The 20,289-nt window shown below is 67.9% G+C and carries 13 protein-coding genes, 1 tRNA gene and 3 pseudogenes; 4 read left to right on the top strand and 13 right to left on the bottom strand.

The window, feature by feature from the left end:
* Positions 1 to 19: 19 nt before the first annotated feature.
* From OJJOAM_RS14030 to OJJOAM_RS13990, 9 genes and pseudogenes are all read right to left on the bottom strand, one after another.
* Positions 20 to 2,437, bottom strand: a complete 2,418-nt coding sequence (locus OJJOAM_RS14030) for a DNA polymerase II (RefSeq protein ID WP_422648302.1) — start codon at positions 2,435 to 2,437, stop codon at positions 20 to 22.
* A gap of 166 nt (positions 2,438 to 2,603) precedes the next feature.
* Positions 2,604 to 3,242, bottom strand: a complete 639-nt coding sequence (locus OJJOAM_RS14025) for a type II CAAX prenyl endopeptidase Rce1 family protein (RefSeq protein WP_422648301.1) — start codon at positions 3,240 to 3,242, stop codon at positions 2,604 to 2,606.
* Positions 3,243 to 3,404: 162 nt separating this feature from the next.
* Complete coding sequence (locus OJJOAM_RS14020) at positions 3,405 to 3,623, bottom strand: KTSC domain-containing protein (protein ID WP_422648300.1); 219 nt, start codon at positions 3,621 to 3,623, stop codon at positions 3,405 to 3,407.
* Positions 3,624 to 3,721: 98 nt separating this feature from the next.
* Positions 3,722 to 3,800: transfer RNA gene (locus tag OJJOAM_RS14015), tRNA-Ile, on the bottom strand.
* 8 nt (positions 3,801 to 3,808) lie between these two features.
* Positions 3,809 to 6,061: an RNA polymerase sigma factor RpoD gene (gene rpoD / locus OJJOAM_RS14010; RefSeq protein WP_422648299.1), complete on the bottom strand. Its 2,253-nt coding sequence runs from the start codon at positions 6,059 to 6,061 to the stop codon at positions 3,809 to 3,811.
* Between the two features lie 535 nt (positions 6,062 to 6,596).
* Positions 6,597 to 8,410: pseudogene (dnaG, locus tag OJJOAM_RS14005) on the bottom strand (DNA primase).
* A gap of 241 nt (positions 8,411 to 8,651) precedes the next feature.
* Positions 8,652 to 9,102: pseudogene (locus OJJOAM_RS14000) on the bottom strand (GatB/YqeY domain-containing protein).
* Between the two features lie 152 nt (positions 9,103 to 9,254).
* Positions 9,255 to 9,467: a 30S ribosomal protein S21 gene (gene rpsU, locus OJJOAM_RS13995; protein WP_006576196.1), complete on the bottom strand. Its 213-nt coding sequence runs from the start codon at positions 9,465 to 9,467 to the stop codon at positions 9,255 to 9,257.
* A 162-nt stretch (positions 9,468 to 9,629) separates the two neighbouring features.
* Entirely contained in the window at positions 9,630 to 10,835 is a 1,206-nt protein-coding gene (locus tag OJJOAM_RS13990) for an NAD(P)/FAD-dependent oxidoreductase (protein WP_422649599.1), read from the bottom strand.
* A 234-nt stretch (positions 10,836 to 11,069) separates the two neighbouring features.
* On the opposite strand from OJJOAM_RS13990, the gene tsaD reads away from it, so the two are divergent.
* Positions 11,070 to 12,104, top strand: coding sequence for a tRNA (adenosine(37)-N6)-threonylcarbamoyltransferase complex transferase subunit TsaD (tsaD, locus tag OJJOAM_RS13985; protein WP_422648298.1), 1,035 nt, complete (start codon positions 11,070 to 11,072; stop codon positions 12,102 to 12,104).
* 182 nt (positions 12,105 to 12,286) lie between these two features.
* On the opposite strand, the gene folE2 is transcribed toward tsaD, so the two are convergent.
* The 4 genes from folE2 to OJJOAM_RS13965 all read right to left on the bottom strand — a co-directional run bounded on the left by folE2 (position 12,287) and on the right by OJJOAM_RS13965 (position 16,475).
* A complete protein-coding gene (gene folE2, locus OJJOAM_RS13980) occupies positions 12,287 to 13,102 on the bottom strand; it encodes a GTP cyclohydrolase FolE2 (RefSeq protein ID WP_422648297.1) in 816 nt (271 codons plus the stop codon).
* Between the two features lie 207 nt (positions 13,103 to 13,309).
* On the bottom strand, positions 13,310 to 15,238 hold the full coding sequence (gene dxs / locus OJJOAM_RS13975) for a 1-deoxy-D-xylulose-5-phosphate synthase (protein ID WP_422648296.1): 1,929 nt from the start codon (positions 15,236 to 15,238) through the stop codon (positions 13,310 to 13,312).
* A 71-nt stretch (positions 15,239 to 15,309) separates the two neighbouring features.
* Positions 15,310 to 16,194, bottom strand: coding sequence for a polyprenyl synthetase family protein (locus tag OJJOAM_RS13970; protein ID WP_422648295.1), 885 nt, complete (start codon positions 16,192 to 16,194; stop codon positions 15,310 to 15,312).
* Positions 16,191 to 16,475, bottom strand: coding sequence for an exodeoxyribonuclease VII small subunit (locus tag OJJOAM_RS13965; protein ID WP_422648294.1), 285 nt, complete (start codon positions 16,473 to 16,475; stop codon positions 16,191 to 16,193). The genes OJJOAM_RS13970 and OJJOAM_RS13965 overlap by 4 nt, the downstream gene beginning before the upstream one ends.
* A gap of 338 nt (positions 16,476 to 16,813) precedes the next feature.
* On the opposite strand from OJJOAM_RS13965, the pseudogene OJJOAM_RS13960 reads away from it, so the two are divergent.
* The 3 genes and pseudogenes from OJJOAM_RS13960 (at position 16,814) to OJJOAM_RS13950 (ending at position 20,232) form a co-directional block, all read left to right on the top strand.
* Positions 16,814 to 17,918 (top strand): annotated as a pseudogene (locus OJJOAM_RS13960) (aromatic ring-hydroxylating oxygenase subunit alpha).
* Positions 17,919 to 18,168: 250 nt separating this feature from the next.
* The gene (locus OJJOAM_RS13955; RefSeq protein ID WP_149316941.1) at positions 18,169 to 19,089 is read left to right on the top strand and encodes a DMT family transporter; all 921 of its coding nucleotides are present in this window, start codon (positions 18,169 to 18,171) and stop codon (positions 19,087 to 19,089) included.
* Positions 19,090 to 19,353: 264 nt separating this feature from the next.
* The gene (locus tag OJJOAM_RS13950; RefSeq protein ID WP_422648293.1) at positions 19,354 to 20,232 is read left to right on the top strand and encodes a sulfurtransferase; all 879 of its coding nucleotides are present in this window, start codon (positions 19,354 to 19,356) and stop codon (positions 20,230 to 20,232) included.
* The last annotated feature ends 57 nt before the right edge of the window (positions 20,233 to 20,289 follow it).

The raw sequence follows: 20,289 nt of genomic DNA, 5'->3' as shown, positions 1-20,289 counted from the left end.
ACCCACGACGCGCCGGCAGCTAGAACAGCCCCAGCTGCCGGCTGACCACGTTGTCGAAGGCGTCGCCGACGAAGGGCAGGATCGCGTCGGCGACCGGCTGCAGCTGCCGGGTCAGGTAGTGGTCGTAGTCGATCGGCGCCCGGCGGACCTCCAGGGGCTCCGGGCCCGCGACGGTCATCACGTACTGGATCCACGCGCCCTGCCGGTATTGCAGCGGCCGGCCCCGGTCTCTGTTGAAGTCGTCGGCGACGCGCGCCGCCCGCACATGCGGCGGCACATTGCGCTGGTAGTCGTCCAGCTGCCGGCGCAGCCGCTTGCGATAGACCAGCAGCGCATCGAGCTCGCCGCGCAGCAGCCTGGCGACGTATTCGCGCACATAGTCCGCATACGGCTCGCCCTGGAAGACGCGCCGATACAGCTCCTGCTGGAACGCCTGCGCCAGCGGCGACCAGTCGGTGCGCACCGCCTCCAGCCCCTTGAACACCATCTGCTCGCTGCCGTCCGCGCCGCGCACCAGGCCCGCATAGCGCTTCTTGCTGCCGTCCTCGGCGCCGCGCACGGTCGGCATCAGGAAGCGCCGGTAGTGGGTCTCGTACTGGATCTCCAGCGCGCTGGCCAGCCCGTAGGCCTCGCGCAGGTGCGCGCGCCACCAGTCGTTGATGTGCGCGACCAGCTCGCGCCCGATGCGGTCCGCGTCCTCGTCGCCGTGGCGGCGGCCGAGGGCCACGAAAGTCGAATCGGTATCGCCGTAGATCACCGTGTAGCCGCGCCCTTCGACCAGCTCGCGCGTCCTGCGCATGATCTCGTGGCCGCGCATCGTGATCGACGAGGCCAGCCGGGCATCGAAGAAACGGCAGCCGGTCGAGCCGAGCACGCCGTAGAACGCATTCATGATGATCTTCAGCGCCTGCGACAGCGGCTTGTTGCCGTCGCGCTTGGCGGCGTCGCGGCCCTGCCAGATCTCGGCGACGATGGCCGGCAGCGCGTGGCTGTCGCGCGAGAAGCGCGCGCCGCGAAAGCCCGGCACGGTCTGCGCCGGATCGGCGCGGTGCATGCCCTCCACCAGCCCGACCGGATCGATCAGGAAGGTGCGGATGATCGACGGATACAGGCTCTTGTAGTCGAGCACCAGCACCGAGTCGTACAGCCCCGGGCGCGAGTCCATCACGAAGCCGCCGGGGCTGGCCTCCTCCGGCTGGTCGCCCAGGTTCGGCGCGACATAGCCGAGCCGATGCATGCGCGGCAGGTACAGATGCGTGAAGGCCGCCACCGAACCGCCGCTGCGATCGGCCTCCAGGCCCGTGACCGTGGCGCGGTCCAGCAGGAACTGCAGCAGTTCCGCCTTCTGGAAGATGCGCGTGACCAGCTCGCAGTCCTTCAGGTTGTAGCGCGCCAGCGCCGCCTTGTCGGTGGCGAACATGCGGTCGATCGCATCCATCCGGTCGTACGGATCGTCGATGTCCTTGCCCTCGCCCAGCAGCGAGCGCGCGACGAACTCCAGGCTGAACGAGGCGAAGCTCCAGGTCGCCGAGCGCATCGCCTCGATGCCGTCGATGATCAGGCGCCCGGGCAGCGCGGCGAAGTAGTGGTGCTCGCGCGTGCCGTGCTGCCGCCATTCGAGCGGCGCGCCGCCGCGGCCCAGGCGCAGCGGCACCTTCAACTGCTCGGCATGCTGGCGCAGCACGCGCAGGTCGAACTGCACCAGGTTCCAGCCGATGATCGCGTCCGGGTCGTGCCGGTCGAACCAGGCGATCAGCCGATGCAGCATGTCGGCCGGGCTGTCGCAGTATTCGAGGTGGAAATCGACGCCGGGATCGACGCCGGGATCGAGGCGGGGATCGACGGGGGGATCTTGCGTGCCGGCATCGCTGCCGGTCCGTGGACCGAGCATCAGCACAGTGCGGTCGCCGCAACCCTCCAGCGCGATCGAATAGAGATCGCCCTGCATGCTGGTCTCGATATCCAGCGACACGCAGCGCAGCTGGGGGCGATAGCTGGCGGCGGGCCGGATCTGCACGTCGACCAGCGCGCCGTCCGCGTCCTGCCGCCCGGAGAACTGGATCGGCGCGGTGATGAAGCGCTCCATCAGATAGCGCTCCGGCGGCCGGATATCGGCCTCGTAGACATCGATGCCGGCCTGCCGCAGCGTCTTCTCGATGCGCAGCAGTTGCCGGTAGTGGCGGCAATAGACGCCGGTGACGGCACGCAGCCGGAAGTCCTTCAGCGCCAGCGGCTTGAGCTCGACCTGGGGCTCGCCGCGCAGCAAGGCATCGGCGCGCGGCTGCTGCTCCTCGGGAATGAAGGCGACGCACGGCTGCGGCGGCAGGCGCAGGCGCCGCGGACCGTCATCGGTGGCCAACCAGATTTCGATCTCGGTGCCGGCCGGCGTGTCGTGCCAATGGCGGGTCAGGATGAAGCCGTGCTGCGGCGGGGCCACGGTGGGGTGTCGGGGAAGGGTCGGAAACTGGACGTCCGCGGCGCATGCGGCCGGGGATCGGCGGCGAGTCTAACATGGGGCCTCGTGGACCGAGGGACGCTGACCTGACGCTTACCTGCCCCCCACTTCCCGATCACCTGCCGCTCACCGGCCGCTTACCTGACGCTCACCTGCCGACGATCGCGGCCAGCGTCAGGTGCGCCACCAGATGGGCGATGATGGCCGCCTCGAGGCCGTAGCGCCAGAACAGGAAGCCCGCGATCACGCCGAAGGCGGCGTTGGCCGCGGTCAGATGCAGCACCACCGGCCATGCCAGCGGTCCGGCCAAGCCCGCCGCGGCGGGCAGATGCGCGAGCCCGAACACCACGGCGCTGAGCGCGATCGCGATCCAGACCAGCCCTGCGCCGGGGGTGCCGGTATCGCCTCGGGCATCGCGTCGGAGTACGCGCCACAGCGCCCACACCAGCAGGCTCATCAGTCCCCAGCGGACCAGGACTTCCTCGGTCACGCCGCCGTACAGCAGCCGCACGGCCAGCGGCATCGTCGCGCCGTGAATCGGCGCCGCCGCTTGCGGCGCGGTCGCGATCAAACCCCACAGCAACACGCCGGCAAACACGCCGCCGACCAGGCCCGGCAGGCACTGCGGGCGCAACGCAGCCCACGGCGCCCGGCCGGACGCGAGCTCGGCCAAGGCGGGCGCCCGCAGCCCGACCTTGCCGGCGAGCTTCGCCCCGGCGAAGGCCGCCAGCGCGAGCAACAGCGCGCTCTGCACGCCGCTGGCCAGGCCGACGATCCACGTCGGCACGGGAAGGCTCTGGTGCTGCAGCAGCACCGGCACCCCCCAGCCATGCCATGGTGATCACGCCGGGAAGGCCGGCACACCAGGTGAGGAGAAACAGGCGGCGGTTCAGGGTTCGCTGAGCGGTCCGCTCGGGGGGTCGCTTCGTGTCGATCGCTTGCGTCTGCATCATGGTTCGTGGATGGGCTCGTATTCGTAGGCGCCGAGGATGTAGTCGTTGAAGTATCCGCCCTTGGAGTCGGCGTCCATGAAATCGCGGTACACGCTGGCCGGGACGTCGAGATAGTGGTAGAGCTTGCCGCTGACGAACTCGATGCCGAGCACGCGCTTGCGGTAGTCGTAGCCGATGGCGGCCACGACGGACGATTCGACGGGGTCGAGGTGCATGGCGGTCGTCCTCATCCGGTGCTGGAGCCGGTGCTGAAGCCGATGCTGGAGCACCAACAAAAAGGGGTTACGTTCGCACGTAACCCCTTTTACTACAGTGGTGGGCCTCCCGTGAGTCGAACACGGCACCAACGGATTATGAGTCCGCTGCTCTAACCAGGCATGAGCTAGAGGCCCGGAAGCGTTCAGCTGCCTTCCAGGAAGCTCTTCAGCTTGTCGGAGCGGCTCGGGTGGCGCAGCTTGCGCAGCGCCTTGGCCTCGATCTGACGGATCCGTTCACGGGTGACGTCGAACTGCTTGCCGACCTCTTCCAGCGTGTGGTCGGTGCTCATTTCGATGCCGAAGCGCATGCGCAGCACCTTGGCTTCGCGCGGCGTCAGCGAGTCGAGCACGTCCTTGACCACGTCGCGCATCGAGCCGTGCAGCGCGGCCTCGGCGGGCGCCAGCGTGTTGGTGTCCTCGATGAAGTCGCCCAGATGGGAATCGTCGTCGTCGCCGATCGGCGTTTCCATGGAGATCGGCTCCTTGGCGATCTTCATGATCTTGCGGATCTTGTCCTCGGGCATCTCCATCTTCTCGGCCAGCGTCGCCGGATCCGGCTCGTTGCCGGTTTCCTGCAGGATCTGGCGCGAGATGCGGTTCATCTTGTTGATCGTTTCGATCATGTGCACCGGGATACGGATGGTGCGCGCCTGATCGGCGATCGAACGCGTGATGGCCTGACGGATCCACCAGGTCGCGTAGGTCGAGAACTTGTAGCCGCGGCGATATTCGAACTTGTCCACCGCCTTCATCAGGCCGATGTTGCCTTCCTGGATCAGGTCGAGGAACTGCAGGCCGCGGTTGGTGTACTTCTTGGCGATCGAGATCACCAGACGCAGGTTGGCCTCGGTCATCTCGCGCTTGGCCTCGCGGGCGCGCTTCTCGCCCTCGGACATCTTGCGGTTGACTTCCTTGAGCTCCTTCAGGGGCAGCACCACGCGCGCCTGCAGGTCGATCAGCTTCTGCTGCAGCTCGTGCACGGCCGGCACGTTGCGCTCGACGATCGTGCTGTACGGCTTGTTGTCGGCGACGACCGTGTGGATCCAGTCCAGGTTGGTCTCGTTGCCCGGGAAGCGGGCCACGAAGTCGGCGCGCGGCATGCCGCACTTGTCGACCACGATGTTCAGGATCGCGCGTTCGAGCTTGCGCACTTCGTCGACCTGGCCGCGCAGCGTGTCGCACAGGCGCTCGACGTTGCGGGCGGTGAAGCGGATGCCCATCAGTTCGTTCTGGATGGCTTCCTGCGCCTTGATGTAAGGCTTGGACTTGTAGCCCTCCTTCTCGAAGGCGCGGCGCATCTTGTCGAACTGGTCGGCGATCACGCGGAATTTTTCCAGCGCGGCCACCTTCAGCTCTTCGAGCTGGCGTGCCGAGGCACCGGCGCCGGCGGCGTCGTCGTCCTCTTCCTCGTCCGCTTCCTCGTCGTCCGATTCCAGTTCCTCGTCGTCCGAGGCGGCGGCGGTGGCCGGCGTGGTGCCGACCTCTTCGACCGCTTCGTCGGCGTTCGGATCGATCAGGCCGTCGACGAACTCGTCGATCTTGATCTCGTCATTGGCGACGCGCTCGGCGTGCGCCAGGATTTCCGAGATCGTGACCGGGCAGGCCGAGATGGCCATCACCATGTCCTTCAGGCCGGCCTCGATCCGCTTGGCGATCTCGATTTCGCCTTCGCGGGTCAGCAGCTCGACGGTACCCATCTCGCGCATGTACATGCGGACCGGGTCGGTGGTGCGGCCGAATTCGGAGTCGACCGTCGACAGCGCGGCTTCGGCCTCTTCCTCGGCTTCTTCCTCGCTGGTGGCGGACGGAGCATTGTCGTTGAGCAGCAGCGTCTCGGCGTCGGGCGCCTGCTCGTAGACGGCGATGCCGATGTCGTTCAGCGTCGCGACCAGGGTGTCGATCGTTTCCGAATCGACCATGTCGTCCGGCAGGTGATCGTTGATCTCGGCGTAGGTCAGGTAGCCGCGCGACTTGCCCAGCTTGATCAGCGCCTTGAGCTTCTGGCGGCGCGCCTCGAGCTCTTCCTCGGTGCCCTGCTGGGCCGAGGCGAACTCCTTGAGCAGCGCCTTTTCCTTGGCCTTGCGGTCCTTGGCCTTCTGCTTCTCGGTCTTCGGAGCGGCCGCCGGCGCGGCGGCACGCGTGTCGTCTTCGTAAAGCTCGTCGTTCACGTCGTCAGTATGGCTTTCGTCTTGCAGCATCTCGGCCTTGGGCTTGCGGCCGCGCTTCTTGGGCTCCGGCGCGGCGGCCGCAGCGGGCCGCTGGGATGCTACGGGTGCGGAGGTGGCGGCGCGCGCCTTGGACGCCGCCGCGGTCGCGCCGGACTTGGCGCTGGCGGTCTTGGCGCCGGCGGCTGCCGTTCGCTTGCTCTCGACTTCGGTGTTCTGCTGTTTCGCCACGGGGATACTCTTGCCTTTAACAGGTTCGGACGCGGCACGTTTGCCGCCCGCTGTTGCCGTATGCGCGCTTGCGCTCGCGCTTGCATTGGCGTTCTTGCCGCTCTCGCGTGCCGAAGTCGAGGGCTGTTTCTCGGATGCGCGGGTTCTGGTGGGTGTCGTCGTTGCGGCCGCCTTGGCGGGACGCGCGGACTTGGCTGGCGCAGACCTGGCTTGCGTCGCAGATCGCGTGGCGGGCTTTTCCGCCGCGGTCGCTTGTACCGACGCCTTTGCCGCTCCCCGCTCGGGGAGCCTTAGTGGAAACCTTTTCGGTTGCTTTGGCCTTTGCCATTGGCACGCTCACTTTCACCAGAACTGGAGAGAAAGATTTCGCAATCCAAACCGGCTATTGTAGCACGTCGCTACTAGCCGGCCTTCCCGGCAGGTGAGGTTTTCACCTGAAAAATCAAGGCTTAAGCCCAAAACCGAAGGACTTTTGCCCTGTTTGTTGCCAGTTGGCCGCGTACCTGTCTCCGGTATGGCGGCCGAATTCCGTTTTTCAACCAAGGCGCTTGCGCCGGTGGATCTCCGCGATCAGCCAGCGCATGCGCGTCTTGCCCGCCTCGTCCGCCGTGCCGTTCTCGATCGCCGACTGCAACTGCGCCAACTCCCGCTGCAGCGGCTCGACCAGCAGCTTGGCGATCGCCGCGTCGAACTCGAGCGTCGCCGGCTCCTCGTCGATGTCCTCGCGCAGCACCCCGGCGCGCACATTGGCATAGACGTCGGCAAACGGCGACTGCGCCAACTGCTCGCTGAAGGCGGCGAAGTTGACCTCGCCCTGCAAGGCGTCGCAGCTCGCCACCAGATGGGCCAGCACTTCGGAGCCGCCGGTATCGGCATCGAGCAGCAACGCTCGCGCGTCGTCGTCGAGCCGCGCCGACAGCGCCGGATAGCGCATCAGCAGCTGCAGCACGCGCTGCTCCAGCCCCGCCGGCGCCTGCCGGCGCGCCCGCGCGCGCGGCTGGGCGAAACGGCCGACCCGCGCGGCATCGCTGCCCAGGCCGCACACCGCCTCGATCTCGGCCGGGGTGGTGCCGGTGGCCTCCGCGAGCTCCCGCACAATCTGCAGGCGCAGGCCGCCAGGCGGCATCGCCTTGAGCAGCGGCTTGGCCTCGTACTGCGCACGCGCACGGCCTTCCGGCTGCCGCAAGTCCTGCTCCTCGGTCACGCATTGCAGCAGGAAGCGCGACAGCGGCATCGCATCGCGCACCTGGGCGGCGAAGGCCTCGGTGCCTTCCTCGCGGACATAGCTGTCGGGATCGTGCTCGGCGGGCAGGAACAGGAAGCGGATGGTCTTGTTGTCGGCGACGTAGGGCAGGCACGCCTCCAGCGCACGGCGCGCGGCGCGGCGCCCGGCGGCATCGCCGTCGAACGAGAACACCACCGCGTCGGTCTGGCGCAGCAGCTTCTGCACATGCACGGGGGTGCAGGCGGTGCCCAGCGTGGCCACCGCATTGGCGAAACCCAGTTGAGCCAGCGCCACCACATCCATATAGCCTTCGACCACCAGCACATAGCCGGTTTCCCGGATCGCATGCCGCGCCTCGAACAGCCCGTACAGCTCGGTGCCCTTGCTGAACAGCGGCGTTTCGGGCGAATTCAGGTACTTGGGCTCGCCCTGCCCCATCACCCGGCCGCCGAAGCCGATCACCTGCCCCTTGGTATTGCGGATCGGGAACATGATGCGATCGCGGAAGCGGTCGTAGCGGCGCGGCTTGCCGTCGGCGTCGCGCTTCTCGCTCTCGATCAGCAGGCCGGCCTCGATCAGCGGGCCGGCAATGGCGTCGTCGCGATAGCTGCCGAACACCGACTCCAGCCCCTGCCAGTCGTCCGGGGGCATAGCCCAGGCCGAACTGCGCGGCGACCTCGCCCGTCAGGCCGCGGCCCTTCAGGTACTGGATCGCCGTCGGCGCCCCGCGCAACTGGCGGCGATAGAACTCGCTGGCCCGCGTCATGGCCTCGGACAGCGCCAGCGACTTCGCCTGCTGCTCGGCGCGCTGGGCCGGCGGCAAGCGGTCGCGCTCCTCGGGCACGCTCAGGCCGACCGACTGCGCCAGCTCGCGCACCGCGTCGGGATAGCTCTGCCCGGAATACTCCATCAGGAAGCCGATGGCCGACCCATGCGCGCCGCAGCCGAAGCAATGGTAGAACTGCTTGGCCGGCGACACTGTGAACGATGGTGACTTCTCGTTATGGAAGGGGCACAGCCCCATGAAGTTCGCGCCTCCCCTTCTTCAACTGGACATACTTGCCCACCACATCGACGATATCGACGCGGTTCAGCAGGTCCTGAATGAAGGATTGCGGAATCACCCGGTTGGCCGTCCTGACGACGGGGCCGCCGCAAACGTCGGGCAGCCCTTGTAGAAATGCAAGCCGGGCGGTGTTCCACCCGGCGAAGTGTGAAATTATTGTAGTGCGTCGATCGCAGCTTGCCAGAAATTTGTGACTATATTGCCACTATGCTGTGCCGCGGCATGCGATCGCACCGGCGCCGCGCCCGACTTTTGCCGCACTACATGCCGGCGCTATTTGCCGGCGTTACTTGTCAGCGTTACTTGCCGGTCAACGCGGCCTTGACCTGGGCCGACACGGCGCTCATATCGGCGCGCCCCGCCAGCCGGCCCTTGAGCAGGGCCATGACCTTGCCCATGTCCTGCGGACCCGCGGCGCCGCTCTCGGCGACCGCCTTGGCGACTTCGGCCGCCACCTCGCCCTCGGACAGCGCCGCCGGCATGGCAGACCTGCAGCACCTCGACCTCGGCGCTTTCCTTGTCGACCAGATCGGTGCGGCCGGCCTGCTGGAACTGCGAAATCGAATCCTTGCGCTGCTTGATCAGCTTCTCGACGACCGCCAGCACGGCGGCATCGTCCAGTTCCGTCCGCTCGTCGACCTCGCGCTGCTTGATCGCCGCCAGCAGCAGCCGGATCGTGCCGAGCCGCTCGGACTCGCGCGCCCGCATGGCGGCCTTCATGTCATCGCTGATTCGTTGCTTGAGGGACATGGCAATCTTTCCAGGTGAACTCGTCAGCACAGAACCGCGACGAGCGAGGGCGGACAGGGAAGCGCAGCACCAACACAAAAACCCGCCGGAGCAAGGCCCACAGCGGGTCGGGATGCTGACGCGGAAAGGCGATCAGCCGATCGACTGGTCGATCAGTACAACTTCTTCGGCAGCATCTGGCTGCGAATGCGCTTGTAGTGGCGCTTCACCGCCGCTGCCTTCTTGCGCTTCCGCTCTGCCGTCGGCTTTTCATAAAACTCGCGCGCCCGCAGTTCAGTAATCAAACCGTTCTTTTCAATGGTGCGCTTGAAACGACGCATTGCAACTTCAAACGGCTCGTTTTCTTTGAGGCGAATCGTGGTCATGTGCCAAAAAAGGAGTTAGCGGTTTTACGAAGACTTGGAGTCTAGCACGAAATTCGTCAAGCGTGCCAGTTTACTTCGCGGCCGGGTTGCTTTTCGGCGGGTTCAGTTGGCGGCGGGTTCAGTTGGCGGCCGGCTCAGTTCGCGGCGGGTCTGGTGCGCAATTCACGTCGAAGACGCGACCCCATCGCCGGACGCCTGGGCCACGGCCCGTACGTTCTCGGCCACCGCCTTGCCGGCCGCGACGCCGGACGCCCAGGCCCACTGGAAATTGTAGCCACCGAGCCACCCGGTGACGTCGACGACCTCGCCGATGAAGTACAGGTTCGGCACCGAGCGCGCCATCATCGTGCTGGACGACAGCGCGCGCGTGTCCACGCCGCCGCGCGTGACCTCGGCCTTGCGGTAGCCTTCGGTGCCGGACGGCACCAGCTGCCAGCGGTTCAGCGCCTCGCCCAGCTTGCGCAGCGCCTTGTCGGGCAGATCGTGCGGCAGCCTGGCGGCGTCGAGCCCCGCCGCCTGGCACCAGGCGTCGGCCAGCCGCGCCGGCATGCGGGCCGCCAACAGATTGCCGAGATGCTTGCGGGTGCCGTTCTTGGCCTCCAGCAGCCAGGCCGCGGCGTCCTCGCCCTCGAACAGGTCGATGGTGATCGGCGTGCCGGGGCGCCAATAGCTGGAAATCTGCAGCACCGCCGGACCGGACAGCCCGCGGTGGGTCCACAGCAGATCCTCGCGGAAGGCGCCGGCCTCCTTGCCCTTGCCGGTGGCGATATCGACCTCCTTGGAGAGCCCGGCCAGCGGCGCGAAGGGCTGCCAGGCGGCGCCGTCGAAGGTCAGCGGCACCAGTGCCGGCCGGGTTTCCACGATCGGCAGGCCGAACTGGCGAGCGATCCGGTAGCCGAAGTCGGTGGCGCCGATCTTCGGGATCGACAGCCCGCCGGTCGCGACGACCAGCGCGCCCGCCCGCACCGGGCCATCGTGCGTCAGCAGCAGGAAGTCGTCGCCTTCGCGCCGCACTTCGGCGACCGTGCAACCGGTGCGCCAGTGCACCTGCCCCGCGCCGCACTCGGCGCGCAGCATCTCGATGACCTGCTCCGCGCTGTCGTTGCAGAACAGCTGGCCGCGGTGCTTCTCGTGCCAGTCGATCTGATGGCGCCGCATTAGCGCGAGAAAGTCCTGCGGCGTATAGCGCGCCAGCGCCGAGCGGCAGAAATGCGGGTTGTCGGACAGGTAGTTGGCCGGACCGGCGTGCAGATTGGTGAAATTGCAGCGCCCGCCGCCGGAGATGCGGATCTTCTCGGCGAGCCGCGTGGCATGGTCGATCAGCACCACGCGGGCGCCCTGCTGGCCCGCCACCGCGGCGCACATCATGCCGGCCGCCCCGGCGCCGAGCACGGCGACGTCGTAGCGTCCGGCCCGGGACGATGACGACGGCTGGCGCGATAATGGGCGCGCCGATGGGGGGCACTGCTGGGTGCGACTGTGGCATGACTGTCCCGCTGGAGAATCGGCGATTGTAGCGAAAAGCGGCCGCCGGCTCGCTGTGCTACCCTCACAGGCTTTGCCCCGCAGCCCCCGGGACCCCTTGGCTCCCGCCATAACACCATGCTCGTTCTCGGCATCGAATCCTCCTGTGACGAAACCGGCCTGGCCCTCTACGACACCGAGGCCGGCCTGCTCGCGCACGCGCTGCATTCGCAGATCGCGATGCATCGCGACTACGGCGGCGTGGTGCCGGAACTGGCCTCGCGCGACCATATCCGCCGCGTGCTGCCGCTGCTGCAGCAGGTGCTGGACGAGGCCGGCCGCAAGCGCGGCGATATCGACGCGATCGCCTTCACGCAGGGGCCGGGCCTCGCCGGCGCGCTGCTGGTCGGCGCCTCGGTGGCCAACGCGCTGGGATTCGCGCTCGATGTGCCGATGCTCGGCGTCCATCATCTGGAAGGCCATCTGCTGTCGCCGCTGCTGACGCCGAACCCACCCGCCTTCCCCTTCGTCGCGCTGCTGGTATCGGGCGGCCATACGCAGCTGATGGAAGTGCGCGGCATCGGCGACTACGCGCTGCTCGGCGAGACGCTGGACGACGCTGCGGGCGAGGCCTTCGACAAGACCGCCAAGCTGCTCGGCCTGGGCTACCCCGGCGGCCCCGAAGTGTCGCGGCTGGCCGAGTTCGGCCTGCCGGGCGCCTACGAACTGCCGCGGCCGATGCTGCATTCGGGCAATCTGGATTTCTCGTTCGCCGGCCTGAAGACCGCCGTGCTGACGCAGGCGCGCAAGCTCGGCAATATCTGCGAGCAGGACCGCGCCAACCTGGCGCGCGCCTTCGTCGACGCGATCGTCGACGTGCTCGCCGCCAAGTCGATGGCGGCCCTGAAGACGACCGGCCACAAGCGGCTGGTGGTCGCCGGCGGCGTCGGCGCCAACCGCCAGTTGCGCGAGCGGCTCGACGAACTGGCGGCCAGGCGCCGCGCGCAGGTGTTCTATCCCGACCTGGCCTTCTGCACCGACAACGGCGCGATGATCGCCTTCGCCGGCGCGATGCGGCTGCAGGCCGCGCCGCAACTGGCGCAGCGCGAGTACGGCTACGGCGTCACGCCGCGCTGGGATCTGGCCGATCTGCGGCTGCCGGCGGCGCAATGAGCCGCGCCATGAGCCGCCCCCGAGCCGCGCCCGGAGCCACGTCGGGAGCCACGTCGGGAGCCACGTCATGAGCCACGCCATGAGCCACGCCATGAGCCACGCCTGAACCGCACGCCGCATCGCGAAAAAAACGCCACCCGGTCGGGTGGCGTTTTTCTTTGTGGGGACGACCAACGATTCGCTCAGGCGGCCAGCTGGCTTACCCGCTTGTCGCGCTCGATCACCGCATACGCGCTGTGGTTGTGAATCGACTCGAAGTTCTCGGCTTCCAGCACATAGGCGACGATGCGCTCGTCGGCATTGAGCCGCATCGCGATGTCCCGCACCAGGTCCTCGACGAACTTCGGGTTCTCGTAGGCGCGCTCGGTCACGTACTTCTCGTCCGGACGCTTGAGCAGGCCCCACAGCTCGCACGAGGCCTCTTCCTCGGCCATCCGCACCAGCGCCTCGATCGGCAGATCGGCGGCCAGCTCGACGTTCATCGTGATGTGCGAGCGCTGGTTGTGCGCGCCGTACTGCGAGATCTTCTTCGAGCACGGGCACAGGCTGGTGACCGGCACCAGCGCCTTCAGCCACACCCTGGTGACGCCATCGCGCGCTTCGCCGATCAGCGTGACCTCATAGTCCATCAGCGAAGCGACGCCCGACACCGGCGCGATCTTGTTGATGAAATACGGGAAGCTGACTTCGATACGGCCGGCCTGCGCTTCGAGCCGCTGCAGCATCTTGTCGAGCAGCGCGCGGAACGAGGCCAGGTCCAGCGGCTCGCGCTCGTCCTCGAGCAGCGCGACGAAGCGCGACATGTGCGTGCCCTTCTGGTCGGCGGGCAGATGCACGTCGAGGTTGAAGGTGCCGACGGTCGGATGCACGCCCTGCGCGGTACGCATCGTGAGCGGATAGCGCACGCCGCGCACACCCACGCGCTGGATCGGGATCTGGCGCGTGTCCAGGCTCGATTGCACATCGGGCATCACGAAGGCCGGATTCATGTCATTCATGACGGATTTCCCTCGGTTTCCTTTACGGTCGCGGCATCTTCGCAGTCCACCTTGCCGCGCAACGAGTGTGAAACCACGGGCGCGCCGGAAAACACGGCGGCGCCAGCCTGCAGCTGCGAACACGAAACCCGCGATTCTAAGGGAATTCGGGTGATGCCGCCCGCACCGGGCCGACAGCGGCCGGTGCGGGTGCGTGGGGACGGCCGCTCAGGCGGCCTTGGTTGCCGCAGCGGAGGCAGCCGTGGCGGCGGGCGTCGCCAGGCCGAAACGCTCGCGCACCGAGCGTTCGATGCCGCCCGCGTCCAGGCCGCATTGCGACAGCAGGAAGGCGGGATCGCCGTGGTCGATGAAGTGGTCCGGCAGGCCAAGCTGCAGCACCGGGATCTCGATGCCGGCCGCGGCCAGCGCCTCGAGCACCGCGCTGCCGGCGCCGCCCATCACCACGCCCTCTTCCACCGTGACGAGGTAGTCGTGCTCGCGCGCCAGCGTCTTGACCAGCTCCACGTCGAGCGGCTTGACGAAGCGCATGTTGGCCACCGCGGCGTCGAGCTTCTCTGCCGCGCCCAGCGCGGGATGCAGCATCGAGCCGAACGCCAGCAGGGCGACCCGCTGGCCGGCGCGCGCGCCGCAACTGCGCCGCATCTCGCCCTTGCCGACCGGCAGCGTCTCCAGCGTGGCCGCGGTCGCCACGCCGGGACCGGCGCCGCGCGGATAGCGCACCGCCGTCGGGCAGTCCTGCGCGAAGGCGGTGCTCAGCAGTTGGCGGCATTCGTTCTCGTCCGCCGGCGTCATCACCATCATGTTGGGGATGCAGCGCAGGTAGGCGATATCGTAGGCGCCCGCGTGGGTCGCGCCATCGGCGCCGACCAGGCCGGCGCGGTCCAGCGCGAACACCACCGGCAGGTTCTGCAGCGCGACGTCGTGGATCAGCTGGTCGTAGCCGCGCTGCAGGAAGGTCGAGTAGATCGCGACCACCGGCTTCAGGCCCTCGCAGGCCATGCCGCCGGCGAAGGTCACCGCATGCTGCTCGGCGATGCCCACGTCGTAGTAGCGGTCCGGGAAACGCTGTTCGAACTCGACCAGCCCCGAGCCTTCGCGCATCGCCGGCGTGATGCCGATCAGGCGCGGATCGGCCGCGGCCTGGTCGCACAGCCATTCGCCGAACACCTGCGTATAGGTCTTGCGCGCCGGCTTGGCGGCCGGCCGGATGCCCTCGGCCGGATTGAACTTGCCGGGGCCGTGATACAGGATCGGGTCCGCCTCGGCCAGCTTGTAGCCCTGGCCCTTCTTGGTGACGACATGCAGGAACTGCGGGCCGGCGCCCTCGAGCGCGCGGCGGCGGATGTTCTGCAGCGTCGGCACCAGCGAATCGAGATCGTGGCCGTCGATCGGCCCGATGTAGTTGAAGCCGAATTCCTCGAACAGCGTGGCCGGCACCACCATGCCCTTGGCATGTTCCTCGAAGCGCTTGGCGAATTCGAGCACCGGCGGCGCGACCGACAGCACGCGCTCGATGCCCTTCTTGGTCGCGGCATAGAACTGCCCGCTCAGCAGCCGCGCCAGGTGCCGGTTCAGCGCGCCGACCGGCGGCGAGATCGACATGTCGTTGTCGTTGAGCACCACCACCAGCGGCAGGTCCTTGTAGACGCCGGCGTTGTTCATCGCCTCGAAGGCCATGCCGGCGGTCATCGCGCCGTCGCCGATCACCGCGATCGACACGCGCTGCTCGCCGAGCGTGCGGGCGCCCAGCGCCATGCCGAGCGCGGCCGAGATCGAGGTCGACGAGTGCGCGGTGCCGAAGGTGTCGTACTCGCTTTCGCTGCGGCGGGGAAAGCCCGAGATGCCGTTCCACTGGCGCAGCGTGTTCATGCGCTCGCGCCGCCCGGTCAGGATCTTGTGCGGATAGCTCTGATGGCCGACGTCCCACACCAGCCGGTCCACCGGGGTGTCGAACACATAGTGCAGCGCGATCGTCAGCTCGACCGTGCCGAGATTGGACGACAAGTGGCCGCCGGTCTGCGAGACCGACTCCAGCACGAAGGCGCGCAGTTCGTCGGCCAGCGTGGTCAGCTGGCGGCGGTCGAGCTTGCGCAGGTCCGCGGGGTCGTCGATGGTATTGAGCAATGCGTAAGTCATGGTATCCGTCCTGCCGCCGGATTCTCCCGTCCGGCTCGTCGTTTTACGGCGATCGGTCGCGCGGCGCGCAGTCAATGCGTGCGCAGCACGATCAGGTCGGCCAGGTCCGCCAGTCTTGCCGCGGGGGCGCCGAAATCGCCCAGCGCCTTGCGCGCGTCGTCGCGCAGCCGGGCGGCCAGTTCGCGGGCCGCATCCAGGCCCAGCAGCGACACATAGGTGGGCTTGTGCTGCTCGGCATCCTTGCCGGCGGTCTTGCCCAGTGTGGCGGTATCGGCGGTAACGTCCAGAATATCGTCTACCACCTGGAACGCCAAACCGATCGCGGCGGCGTAGCGGTCCAGCGCCGCCAGTCCGGCCTCGTCGACGCTGCCGCACAGCGCACCCATGCGGATGCTCGCGCGCAGCAACGCGCCGGTCTTCATCCGGTGCATCGTTTCGAGCTGGTCCAGCGACATCGCCTGGCCGACATGCTGCAGGTCGATCGCCTGGCCGCCGGCCATGCCGACCGAGCCGGAGGCGCGCGCCAGTTCGCCGACCAGCCGCAGCCGCGCGGCGGGTTCCAGCGCGTCGGTCTCGGCCAGCACGATGAAGGCCTGGGTCTGCAGCGCATCGCCGACCAGCAGCGCGGTGGCCTCGTCATAGGCCTTGTGCACGGTCGGACGGCCACGGCGCAGGTCGTCGTCGTCCATGCAGGGCATGTCGTCGTGCACCAGGGAATACGCGTGGATCATCTCGACGGCGCAGGCCGCCGCATCGCAGGCCCGCGGGTCGGCGCCGCCGACCTCGCCCGCCGCATGGACCAGCAGCGGGCGCACCCGCTTGCCGCCGCCCATCGCCGCGTAGCGCATCGCTTCGTGCAGCCGCGCCGGCAGGCGGTCCGCCGCCGGCAACGCGGCCGCCAGCGCCGCTTCGGTACGGGCGGCGCGGTCCTGCATCCATTGCGCGAAGGCGGTCATTCGGTCTCTGCCTGGCTGCCCGGCTCGGCCAGGGGCTTGAGGGTGTCGCCCTCGAGCACCTTCACCTGCTGCTCGATGCGCTCGAGCATCTGCTGGCAATACTTGACCAGTTCGGCACCGCGCCGGTAGGCCGCCAGCGATTCCTCCAGCGGCAGGGCCCCGCTTTCCATGCTGGTGACCAGCGCTTCGAGCTCGGCCATGGCGGCCTCGTACGAGGCCGGCGGCGCGCTGGTGGGGACCTGGTCGCCGTCGCCGGCCGGCACGGTGGTTGTCTTTGGCATAAGGGGATTCGATCCAGAAACCGCGATTTTACGGCAAATCGCCTCGGCCAAGCCCGATCCGATGGAGGGGGGCGGCGCGGCCGGGCCGGCACACCGTTCGCCCGCATGCTGTCATGAGCCCAAATCGCCACATTATGGCTATCCAATGTTCGCGGTCGCGCCAAAAAGGCAAAAAAATCAGGCCCTTATCCCCGGGGTGGGGTACAATCCCCGGTTCGTCAGCGAAAACCGCGGCACCATGCCTCGGGCTCCCGGTCTGACTGTCTTTCCCATATCGATTTCAATTTCGATGGTTGGGTTGTTCACTGCTTTCGCCTGTTTATTAGGGAGTGGGGATAATGTCCAATCTCAGCACCGCGCTGAAGCTTGCGCCGGCTGATACGCAGCTGCCCGTCCGTGCGTACTTCGACGAGGCCTTGCATCAACAGGAACTGGATCTGCTGTTCAAGAAGGGCCCCGGTTATGTCGGCCACGCGCTGATGGTGCCCGAAGTCGGCGACTACCATACGCTGGCCGCCGAGGAAGAGGGCCGCATGCTGGTGCGCAATCCGGAGGGCATCGAGCTGATGTCCAACGTCTGCCGCCATCGCCAGGCCATCATGCTGAACGGCCGCGGCAACGCTTCCAATATCGTCTGCCCGCTGCACCGCTGGACCTACGATCTGAAGGGCGAGCTGCTCGGCGCGCCGCATTTCGCCCAGCAGCCGTGCCTGCACCTGGAAACGTTCGCCGCTGCAGAACTGGAACGGCCTGCTGTTCGAGGGCGAGCGCGACGTGCGCACCGATCTGGCCCGCCTGGGCGTCTCGCAGGACCTGAACTTCGACGGCTACATGCTCGACCACGTCGAGGTCCACGACTGCGACTACAACTGGAAGACCTTCATCGAGGTCTATCTCGAGGACTACCACGTCGTGCCCTTCCACCCGGGCCTGGGCAGCTTCGTGTCCTGCGACGACCTGAAGTGGGAGTTCGGCGAGTGGTACAGCGTGCAGACCGTGGGCCTGCACGCCGGCCTGAAGCGCCCCGGCAGCGCGACCTACCAGAAGTGGCACGACGCCGTGCTGCGCTTCAACAACGGCGAGCTGCCCAAGCATGGCGCGATCTGGCTGACCTACTACCCGAACGTGATGGTCGAGTGGTACCCCAACGTGCTGGTCATCTCGACGCTGCATCCGATGGGCCCGCGCAAGACCCGCAACGTGGTCGAGTTCTACTACCCCGAGGAAATCGTGCTGTTCGAGCGCGAGTTCGTCGAGGCCGAGCGGGCCGCCTACATGGAGACCTGCGTCGAGGACGACGAGATCGCCGAGCGCATGGATGCCGGCCGGCTGGCGCTGATGAAGCGCGGCGACAACGAAGTCGGCCCGTACCAGTCGCCGATGGAAGACGGCATGCAGCACTTCCACGAGTGGTATCGGCGCGCGATGGGACCGGCCGCCTGAGCGCCAGTCCCCCTGCCCTGCATGAGACGGACCGCCACGGCGGTCCGTTTTTCTTTGCGGCGGCCCGGACCTGCTGCTTTGCACGGTGTTGGGCGATGACCGCCCACGCGCTTTGGTGCATTGCATCAGCACTGCTACAATCGGCTCGCCCAAGCGGCTGTCACCTCACTTGCCGCCCGGCACGCTGCCGCGCCGATTGGCGCCGCGCCGCGGTTCCCGACTTTCCCCGCTGTCCTCGCCTTTCCTCGCCATGCAATCGCTCTGGATGCTGTTCGCCGCCTTCTCGTTCTCGTTGATGGGGGTGGGCGTCAAGCTGGCTTCCGAGATGTACACCACCGGCGAGATCGTGTTCTACCGCAGCATGATCAGCATGCTGATCATCTGGGCGATCCTCGCCTCCAGCGGCATCTCGGTGCGCACGCCGCATATGACCACGCATATCAAGCGCAGCCTGTTCGGCGTGACGGCGCTGATGCTGTGGTTCACCTCGATCAGCCTGCTGCCGCTGGCCACGGCGATGACGCTGAACTACATGTCGCCGGTCTGGATCGCGCTGATCGTCGGCGCCGGCGCGGCGCTGGCCGGCACCGCGGGCGGCGCGGACCGCAAGCTGATCGGCGCCATCGTGATGTCGTTCGCCGGCGTCATCTGCCTGCTGCAGCCTTCGGTCGGCAAGGACCAGCTGACCGGCGGCCTGGTCGGGCTGATCTCGGGCATGTTCACGGCGCTGGCCTATGTCGAGGTGCGCCAGCTCGGCCAGCTGGGCGAGCCCGAAGGCCGCATCGTGTTCTATTTCTCGCTGGTCGGCACGCTGGCCGGCGTGGTCTGGATGATGTTCTCGGGCGTCAGCAGCCACACCTGGCACGGCGCCGGCCTGCTGCTGGGCATCGGCATCCTGGCCACGCTGGGCCAGACCGCGATGACGCGCGCCTACAAGCGCGGCAACACGCTGCTGACCGCCAACCTGCAGTACGCCGGCATCGTGTTCTCCAGCCTGTGGGGCATGATGATCTGGAACGACGCGCTGAACTGGCTGTCGTGGCTCGGCATGGGCCTGATCATCGCCAGCGGCATCGCCACCACGCTGACCCGCGCCCGCGAGAGCACCAGCCAGCCGACGGCGGCGACGCCGGTCAAGTCGGCCGAGGCGGAGGTGCATCCCGAGGTGTAGCCCCCATCGTGGCATTCCCTCTCCCACGTGTGGGAGAAGGGTTGGGGAGAGGCAAGTCGCGGTCGTTCCGGGACGGCGAACGCCGCCTCCCTCTCCCCGGCCCTCTCCCGCCAGCGCGAGAGGGAGAACGCGCCGCGGAAGCCGGCATGGCGTACGCGCAAGCGGGACCCGCCCCGCGTCAGCCTCGGCCCGATAGCGGCAGGCGCCACTTTCGGCGATCATCGGGATTCCTCGACGATCCGTCGCCACTAGACAGGTTTTACGATGCCCCAAGCCGTTTGGACCACGCTGATCCCCTGCGCCGACCTGCATGCGCTGCGCCAGGATCCGGGCCGGCACAGCGTGCTGATCGATTGCTCCTTCGACCTGACCGATCCCGCGGCCGGCCGCGCGGCCTACCACCAGAGCCACCTGCCCGGCGCCTTCTACCTGCATCTGGACAACGAGCTGTCGGGCGAGAAGACCGGCAGCAACGGCCGCCATCCGCTGCCCGATCCCGATGCACTGACGGCGCGCCTGCGCGCGCTCGGCGTCAACGACGACACCCAGGTGGTGGTCTACGACGCCCAGGGCGGCATGTACGCCGCGCGGGCCTGGTGGCTGCTGCGCTGGATCGGCCATCAGGCGGTGGCCGTGCTCGACGGCGGCAAGCAGGCCTGGGTCGCCGCCGGCCTGCCGCTGGAGAGCGGCACCACGCCGGAGCCCGAGGCCCTGGCGGGCGGCAACCTGACGCGCCGCCCCTCGCTGGTCGGCACGGTCGACGCCGATACGCTGATGGCCAATCTGCAGTCGCCGACGCGGCTGGTGGTCGATGCCCGCGCGCCCGATCGCTTCCGCGGCGAGAACGAGACGCTGGACCCGGTCGGCGGCCATATTCCCGGCGCGGTCAACCGGTGCTTCAAGGACAATCTGCAGCCCGACGGCCGCTTCAAGCCTGCCGAGGCGCTGCGCGGCGAATTCGGCGGCGTGCTGGGGGCGACCCCGGCCGAGCGCGCGGTGATGCAGTGCGGCTCCGGTGTCACCGCCTGCCACAATCTGCTGGCGCTGGAAGTGGCGGGACTGTCGGGCGCGGCGCTCTACCCCGGCTCGTGGAGCGAGTGGTGCGCGGATCCGGCGCGGCCGGTCGCGACCGGGGACCGCTAGGCCCGCACCGGCAAGAGCCGGCCGCCCGTGTGGAGGAGCGGCCGGACCAACTCAATG

Origin of the sequence: Cupriavidus sp. H18C1, from assembly GCF_049311595.1 — a bacterium.
Lineage (GTDB): Bacteria > Pseudomonadota > Gammaproteobacteria > Burkholderiales > Burkholderiaceae > Cupriavidus > Cupriavidus cauae.
This window is presented reverse-complemented; position numbering and strand designations above follow the sequence as displayed.

What these genes read in the sequence shown, in the direction of transcription:
- OJJOAM_RS13970 (WP_422648295.1), bottom strand. Translation starts at nt 16,194, where the DNA reads ATGACCGCCTTCGCGCAATGGATGCAGGACCGCGCCGCCCGTACCGAA.
- OJJOAM_RS14020 (WP_422648300.1), bottom strand. Translation starts at nt 3,623, where the DNA reads ATGCACCTCGACCCCGTCGAATCGTCCGTCGTGGCCGCCATCGGCTAC.
- tsaD (WP_422648298.1), top strand. Translation starts at nt 11,070, where the DNA reads ATGCTCGTTCTCGGCATCGAATCCTCCTGTGACGAAACCGGCCTGGCC.
- dxs (WP_422648296.1), bottom strand. Translation starts at nt 15,238, where the DNA reads ATGACTTACGCATTGCTCAATACCATCGACGACCCCGCGGACCTGCGC.
- OJJOAM_RS13955 (WP_149316941.1), top strand. Translation starts at nt 18,169, where the DNA reads ATGCAATCGCTCTGGATGCTGTTCGCCGCCTTCTCGTTCTCGTTGATG.
- OJJOAM_RS13965 (WP_422648294.1), bottom strand. Translation starts at nt 16,475, where the DNA reads ATGCCAAAGACAACCACCGTGCCGGCCGGCGACGGCGACCAGGTCCCC.
- OJJOAM_RS13950 (WP_422648293.1), top strand. Translation starts at nt 19,354, where the DNA reads ATGCCCCAAGCCGTTTGGACCACGCTGATCCCCTGCGCCGACCTGCAT.
- folE2 (WP_422648297.1), bottom strand. Translation starts at nt 13,102, where the DNA reads ATGAATGACATGAATCCGGCCTTCGTGATGCCCGATGTGCAATCGAGC.
- OJJOAM_RS13990 (WP_422649599.1), bottom strand. Translation starts at nt 10,835, where the DNA reads ATGATGTGCGCCGCGGTGGCGGGCCAGCAGGGCGCCCGCGTGGTGCTG.
- rpsU (WP_006576196.1), bottom strand. Translation starts at nt 9,467, where the DNA reads ATGACCACGATTCGCCTCAAAGAAAACGAGCCGTTTGAAGTTGCAATG.